The organism is Wolbachia endosymbiont of Pentidionis agamae, from assembly GCF_036711655.1.
Classification (GTDB): Bacteria; Pseudomonadota; Alphaproteobacteria; order Rickettsiales; family Anaplasmataceae; genus JAZHPY01.
Genome location: NZ_JAZHPY010000070.1, coordinates 1 through 5,473 on the forward strand (window position 1 = coordinate 1; position 5,473 = coordinate 5,473).

At 28.9% G+C, this 5,473-nt stretch carries 6 protein-coding genes; 1 reads left to right on the forward strand and 5 read right to left on the reverse strand.

What is annotated here, in order from left to right; all coding sequences use genetic code 11:
- Positions 1-132 precede the first annotated feature (132 nt).
- The 3 genes from V6U76_RS04260 to V6U76_RS04270 all read right to left on the reverse strand — a co-directional run bounded on the left by V6U76_RS04260 (position 133) and on the right by V6U76_RS04270 (position 3,878).
- Positions 133-2,382: a hypothetical protein gene (locus V6U76_RS04260; RefSeq protein WP_333023812.1), complete on the reverse strand. Its 2,250-nt coding sequence runs from the start codon at positions 2,380-2,382 to the stop codon at positions 133-135.
- Between the two features lie 8 nt (positions 2,383-2,390).
- Positions 2,391-2,798, reverse strand: a complete 408-nt coding sequence (locus V6U76_RS04265; RefSeq protein WP_333023814.1) for a hypothetical protein — start codon at positions 2,796-2,798, stop codon at positions 2,391-2,393.
- A gap of 147 nt (positions 2,799-2,945) precedes the next feature.
- Positions 2,946-3,878 carry a hypothetical protein gene (locus V6U76_RS04270; RefSeq protein ID WP_333023816.1) on the reverse strand — a complete coding sequence of 311 codons (933 nt, stop codon included), beginning with the start codon at positions 3,876-3,878 and terminating at the stop codon, positions 2,946-2,948.
- Between the two features lie 306 nt (positions 3,879-4,184).
- On the opposite strand from V6U76_RS04270, the gene V6U76_RS04275 reads away from it, so the two are divergent.
- A complete protein-coding gene (locus tag V6U76_RS04275; protein ID WP_333023817.1) occupies positions 4,185-4,388 on the forward strand; it encodes a hypothetical protein in 204 nt (67 codons plus the stop codon).
- Positions 4,389-4,836: 448 nt separating this feature from the next.
- Here V6U76_RS04275 and V6U76_RS04280 read toward each other — a convergent pair whose 3' ends face one another.
- Both V6U76_RS04280 and V6U76_RS04285 read right to left on the reverse strand, forming a co-directional pair.
- The gene (locus tag V6U76_RS04280; protein WP_333023818.1) at positions 4,837-5,214 is read right to left on the reverse strand and encodes a hypothetical protein; all 378 of its coding nucleotides are present in this window, start codon (positions 5,212-5,214) and stop codon (positions 4,837-4,839) included.
- Between the two features lie 71 nt (positions 5,215-5,285).
- Positions 5,286-5,473: hypothetical protein (locus V6U76_RS04285; RefSeq protein ID WP_333023820.1), on the reverse strand; the 188-nt coding region annotated here is incomplete at its 5' end.

The window sequence follows — 5,473 nt, forward strand, 5'->3', positions numbered from 1 at the left end:
TATGATTTTTTAACTTATTTTTTAGAATAAAGTTAAAAACTATTATATTATTAGACTATTTTATTAACTATTGTAGCAGATAGCTGGAACCTACAATAGACTCCAGCACTAATTGCAAATATTACTAAATAATCATATAGCATTTCTATTTTTACCTATACCTCGATGAGGTAATGATTCTACAGTCTTTAAATTACTTAAAAAAGTATTACAACAGCTAGGACTATCAGGTGATCTAAAGCTACAAGAACGGAACAATTTTTTCGATATAAATGCTATTCCTGCTATAGCTAAAACTAATGCTCCTCCAAATACTGCTCCTACTGACATACGAGTAATATCACTATTCTGCCCTGATTCTATTGCTGCTAGTTGTGTTGTGCCAACCTTATCTACAGCACTGCTTAGATCTCTATGAGTTGTTCTATGAGTTGCGTATTCTACAGAACTTATTGTTTTAGGCGTAATACCATGATCTAAATTTTTACTTTTGATCTCCTTAATAGCATTGTTAATACCATTGGTAGTTTTTTCCAGCTCTTTTGCATCCTCAAAATCATAAGAAGAAGCAAAGCAATCACAAACTTGCTCACAGATATTATTTTCAGAATGAGAATTATTTATTAGCTCGTTTAAGCAGTCAAAATTAGAATGATTTTTTATTATAACATCAAATAATTCATATCTAGTAAATTCCTGAGTTGTTATTAGCGTGTGAATACTTATAGTACTATCGTTAATGCGCGTAATTATTAACGAATCAGATGTTTTTTTATCTTTTATAATTTTCAAAGTGAGACTTTTCTCATCGCTAGAAAGATCAGATATACAATCATCACGATAAGAATCAATAATTTCATGTAACTTAAGATACTTATTTTTTTTCTTTTCTGTAGTAATACTTGGAGAATTAGTAGAAATCACATTTTGTGTTGAGCTATGTACGCTACCAAGACCTGGTTTAGTAGTTGGATTTGAAGTGCCAATAGCTCCATTTTTATAAAAACGGTGTATATAGTATAAATAATCCTTAATTTGCGAACATATATCAAATTTATTTAAACCATAATTCTTAACACTGTATAAACAATCATATTCCGATAAGCAAAGATTACTTGTACCTGAGACATAATCTATCAAGTCATTAAAATGATCAAAATAAGGATTACTTCTAATTATGGTGTCGAACTCTTGATATAGAAATAGCTCAGAATTTTTTGTTCCTTTATTGATGTGCAGGTCTTGTGGAATCCTTGTATTAAATGGAATTGTAACTTTTTGTTCATATTTTCCTGCAGAAATTTTTATCGTTTCGTGATTAATGCGCGCTATTCTAAGTGAAAAAACCATCTCTCCATTATCTTCATTACTTTTTATGTATAAAATGAAACCATTATGACCAGAAGAACCAATAAAAGGCTTAATGGAACATCTTTCATAATCTATAAGTGCATACCAATCAAAATATTTCTCACTTAGTTCTTCAGTAGTAGTACTTATAGAATCATGGTGTTGTGTTGCAACTTCTGTTTGAAGTGTAATATCGTTATTTTTACCTTTTATCTTTTTAGTAGCATTACTCATTTCAGTAGTTGATTGGTCTAATTGCATTACTTTTTCGAAATCAGATGGTTTTTTGTAAGTAGTTGAATTTAAGTTATTAGCAATTTTGTCATAATATTTTGAGAAATAAGAATCAGCAGCTTTGTAATAGAGAAAAGCAGTGTCATAATAAAAAGTAGCAATGTTAAATGATAAATTAGAAATTGAAGAACAAACATTGTTAATATTATCTTTTCTTGCTTTATCTATAAGAGCTTTTAGGTCATGAAAGTAAGGGTTATAATCCATTTTTATAGTATAGTGTGGTTTGTGAGTTAGAATTTGATTACTTTCTTTTGCGTAAGGATTATAAGGCCCATCTCGTTCTATGAACAAATAGATTTCTATATCTCTGTTATCAACAAGTATCATAGTAAATTTTAGAATTTTTCCTTTATCATCTTTCAATGAAAAAGTTACACAATTTTTATTGAGACGATTACGACTAATCTTGCATGTCTTAAAGTGTGCAAAATTATGTAATTTAAGGAACTGATTAGCTTGTTCTTGGTATTCATCAGCTTGTTTTTTACTCTTTGTAGCTTGTTTTTTATAAATTAATTCTTCTTTAGATTTCGCATGGTATTTTCTATTAGAATTAGTGGTTGAAGAAAGCATTGATTTTAGTTTAGCAATCTCTTTGTAAGATTTATTATGGTAAACATAAACAGTATTATAATGAAAATCAACTTGTTCATAATAAAAACGAGCAATATTGATCGATAAATTAGAAATTAAAGAGCAAATTTTATTATATTTATCTCCTCTTACCTCATTCATAAGAGTTTTTAAGTCATAAAAATAAGGATTACACCTTCTTTTATGTTAACAGACAATTTACAGTATGGTGATTCAATGAATTTAACATATTTTGTTATTTCACGATTTTTTGAATTTTTTTGAGTATAAGTTTCTTTAACTATCGTTTCTATTGTATATATCTTAACGTTTACAATTTTATTATTGATATACGTCATCTCAAATTTACCAAGCACTTTCTCTTTATCATCTTTAAAAGAAAAGATGATGTGATGATCATTAAAATAAAAAGTCTCACACTTCTTGAAATGTGTGAAGTTATGTAACTTGAGAAACCAATTAGCTTGTTCTTGATATTTCTTAGCTAATTTTCTATTTTCATCAACTTGCTTTTTATATTTAGTAGCTCGTTCTTCATGTTTGTAAATTGTTTCCATAATATGCTCCTTAGATTAGTAAAAAGAAATGCTTTTAGTTTAACATAATACTTAAGTATAGCTAATTGATTATTCATTGCTATGATTTTTTATAATAATTTTATGTTAAGAAATATTTTTTACTCAGTGAATAGATTTACCAAAAATCTATCTATCTTGTGATCTAAAATTATGTGTTAATCTAGCTTTATTTTGAGGTGTACGTTGACAAGTGAGAGATTCTATAGCTTCCAAATTAGTCAATGGAGTGCTGTCTCGGCTATTAGGTTGTTCTGTAGGCGAGCTATGCAAATTACACAATTTTATGACAAACGCAACTGTTATGCATACTATTCCTAATGCAACTATTATTCCTACTATTCCTAGCATTATCACTCCTCCCCCTAATGCCTCCTCAATTGCTGATGCATTGGTTACTTTTCTGTTATTACTATAGCTATTACTATATTGTCTAGGCTGCATTACTCCTAATTGTTTTGAATCAACTTTATTAATGCCTGTAGTAGTATTATTGATAGTACTTAAAGTAATGTTTAAATTAGGTTGTGTTAAACTCATTGCCTCAGGTGTAATACTACTACTTGAATTATCGTTTCTTATGTACTGAATTGTAGTGTTAAGATCTTCAGTAATTGTTTGTAAGTTATCATAAATCATTTTATTATGATAAAAGATAGAAGTATTGAATAGAAAATTACGGATAATGCAGCAAGAAGTTCTTCCTTTTGTGGAATTATTTACAAAATTATTTAGGCAAGAGAAGTGTGGGTTATTTTCTGTGACGACGTCGAATAACTCATATCCTGGAAATATAAGTACTCCTGTTTTTTTAGTTATATAAGGTTCTCCAGGATTCCTACTAAATGAACTGTGAATTTTCTCCCTTATTATTAATGTTTGAATCCATATAGTTGCGCTGTTAATACGCTGTATTATTAATGAATCAAGCATTTCTTCTTTATTATTTTTTATCTTCAAGATTATATACCGCTCATGAGCATTATTAATATTACAATTATTATTATTTATAAGCTCATATAACTTAAAATACTTATTACTTAGTTCCTTTGCAGTTCTCATACAGCACACCCATATTAAAATGCTATTATAAGTTTACATAATATATCTTTAGTGTATCTGATTTACTGTGTAAGTATATATTTTATAACGCTAATTCTGAATTAGTATAGAAAATACGGGTAAACTCCAGTATTTAAGTGATAATTACCAATAGAACAAAACTATTTTGTTTGGTCGGTGATTTTTAGAGAGATATAGAGAAAAATTTTGCAAATGCCAAGCAGTAAAAAACCTACAAGAGTATCGGAAATCAAGCAGACAGAAGAGCTTCTTACAATTTTACGTAATCAAAAATTAAGGCTTTAGATGAGTACATTTATTGATCAAAACCAAGAGCTTAAAAGAAAATACATATCAATAACTAGTATACCAGGTGTAAACGGCCATTACTTTGATTTGCTCATTTGCCTGAAACTTGGAACCCTTCAAGAAAAGCAGATATCTAGCCTTGCATGGGGCTTTAATCGAGATTTAGTAAAGGAAAAAGATGTATTCAGTGTGACAAGTTAGAACAGTTATCTTAGTGCTCAGAAGGTTAATTTTTATATTAAAACTTTTTTACTAGATTATATTATCAACATAAAAAACCATAGCTTCCACTGCTGCTATGAGGAATTTGCTTAACTCTTTAGTCAGAGATGATAGTGTTTTTACTTAGGAATATACTCCTAAGGCTGCTTCTATATAGTAATAGCGTAGCTGTTCGCCCACACAAATTTTAAGTACTTATTCGCAACTACATCAATTTTTCTATTGACTTTTAACACAACTGCTCCAATAAACTTTTTAGTTCATATTTTTCTACTATCGCTTCATATTCCTTGAAACCACAAAAACCCTCTTTTTCTAGCATTTACTCCGTTGATTAATTCATAATTGGAGTTAAAAAGTTTTTTAGAGTTAGACATGATAAAAGATGGAAAAACAAAAATAGCAAAGAAAATAACCATTTAAAAACCTAGGATAAATTTTCAAATAAATCAGGTAAAGTTTTTTGTACATCTCCTAATACTATAATATCATTATTTCCTAAGTAATTTGGTTGCACAAGGTTCATAGCAATTATTTTTCCTTTTAGGTTATGCTTTTTATACAGAGCAAGAAGTCTAACTTCATCACTATTAAGTCCAACTGTGATAATAAAATCAATTTGCTTGAGGTGGTCAGGATTAATATTCTTCTTTAACCAACAAAAATTTATCTTATCTGTTCTATTGATGCGTCCTATAGGTTCAATACCTGAACGTTGATGGAGTAAATCAAGGTTTTCAGTTAATAACTGCCAATTTTTTAGTAGTACTATATTTTTTAGTGCATAATGAGCTTCTGTTGGCATGCCATAAATGCAAGAATTCTTAAAATCATCTATTATTTTGATAATTCTCTCTGGTTCTATTAAAACTTTACTTATAAACTGAGCAACATCAGTAAATTGATTTGCTCAGGAAGTCCAAAGCTTTTACGTAATTCAGTCATATCAGGAACTGCTTGTGAAGAAATTACAGCACCAGTGTAAAAAATCACATTTTTATTACTTATACCAATTCCCATTACTGAGAGAGCGTATAGACAATCAAGGAAAAAAGCCAATAGTG